Source organism: Mesobacillus sp., assembly GCF_049588175.1.
Lineage (GTDB): Bacteria > Bacillota > Bacilli > Bacillales > Cytobacillaceae > Mesobacillus.
In genome coordinates, this window is the sequence record NZ_JBAVFI010000544.1 from 1 (window position 1) to 1655 (window position 1655).

The 1655-nt window shown below is 39.8% G+C and carries 2 protein-coding genes; one reads left to right on the top strand and one right to left on the bottom strand.

The features are described 5' to 3' along the window. Positions 1-89 precede the first annotated feature (89 nt). Positions 90-722: a 2OG-Fe(II) oxygenase gene (locus WB217_RS13350; protein ID WP_423993707.1), complete on the bottom strand. Its 633-nt coding sequence runs from the start codon at positions 720-722 to the stop codon at positions 90-92. 402 nt (positions 723-1124) lie between these two features. On the opposite strand from WB217_RS13350, the gene WB217_RS13355 reads away from it, so the two are divergent. Continuing rightward, positions 1125-1655: ZIP family metal transporter (locus WB217_RS13355; RefSeq protein ID WP_423993706.1), on the top strand; the 531-nt coding region annotated here is incomplete at its 3' end.

Here is a 1655-nt window from a genome sequence, read left to right on the forward strand (position 1 = left end):
ACCAAAACTCTCATATAACTTCTTTTGTAATACATGGGGACGGTTCTCGTGTTTCAGAATGAAACGCGAGAACCGTCCCCATATTCCTATTACATTTTCTTTCTCCTCATCCATTGTGTTGCAGCCCACTTATCTCCAACAATAACGGGTGCCCCGCCATGTAATGTCAAATCGTTCAGGGTTTGATCATCATAGAAATATTCAAAGTACACTGCCATGCCTTTTTGCGGAGATACGGAGAAATTCAGCTTAGGGAAGTAGGTTTCTCCGCCTTCCTCTACGTCATTTAAGTACATGACGAGTGTGCTGATTCTAGGATTGTTTATTACCTTACTTTTCGATGTAAAAAAGTCATAATGCGCTTTATACTCCTGGCCAATTTGATAATTTAAAATTTGCAGACCTTCGCCATGTTCAACAGGGATATTCATGATCTGTGATACTCTTTTTTCAATCCTGGCAACAAAGTCATTTTCTCCTTCTTCAAAAAACATACAGCTGCTTGTCCTGAGCTCATCCACTTCCCGGCCATCAGCAAGCTTTGAACGGTGCAATCGATCTTTTGACATCCTAATTAACTCATCGCATTCTTCATAGCTTAAAACATTTCCTAAAACCACGATCAATGGTTCCTCTAATCTAGCAATTATGTTAATTTCTCTATCTTCAGTAATGATTTTATTTCCCGTATGATTAAAAATTGTTTGTTCTTTTTCATCCATTTTCAACTTCATCAACCTCTTATTTTCTTTAAATTTATGAATTTTTAGATAATTAAAATGCTGAAAACGGTCAATTTATAGGTAAGGTTTCACTTTCTCCCCTTTTTCAAAATGGATCTCAAATGGTTTAATACTAATTTTACAACTGGAAATCCTGTAATTCTATTAATTTATTTTCACAAAAAAAGATTTTTCGCTTTACATCTTAAGGAACACAGGGACGGTTCTCACGTTCCTTTTAGGAACATGAGAACCGTCCCCATGTACCAATGATAATATCCTTTTTAATGGGAAAGTCTAAGTGTATTCTCCTCTTCCTATCCCCCTCTGGGTTCACTTCATTCACGTTTGCCTCAATAATTAATGGGTAATTTTTTTATATGAAAGGAGCGAAGCGTATTTATGTGGCATGCAGCAATGTGGGGTGCGGTTTCGGGGTCGGCGGTTTTGCTAGGCTCCCTGGTGGCAATGTTTTTCTCACTTCCTAAAAAAGTGATTGGCTTTATTATGGCATTTGGAACCGGAGTCCTGATTGGTGCGGCTTCCTATGAGCTTATAGGAGAAGCGGTGCGTACGGGCGGCATTAATTCTACCGCTATTGGATTCCTCTCTGGTGCTGCCGTTTTTACTATATTCGACTATATCGTCTCCAAAAAAGGAGCTTCGCATCGAAAAAGATCTGGAACTCAGGCCGCTGAGAGTGCGGGAATCGCCTTATTCATCGGTACCATCATCGATGCTGTTCCAGAGTCAATCATGATCGGCGCAAGTCTTCTTGAGCAAGAAACGGTGAGTTTCCTCCTGGTAGTCGCCATTTTTATCAGTAATATTCCTGAGGGTCTTTCCAGTACTGCGGGGATGAAGAAAAACGGCTATTCCAAGACAAAAATTACTGTAATGTGGTTATCGGTACTGGCCATATCTACATTTGCC

Coding starts and splice junctions, on each gene's coding strand:
- WB217_RS13350 (WP_423993707.1), bottom strand. CDS start 722: ATGGATGAAAAAGAACAAACAATTTTTAATCATACGGGAAATAAAATC.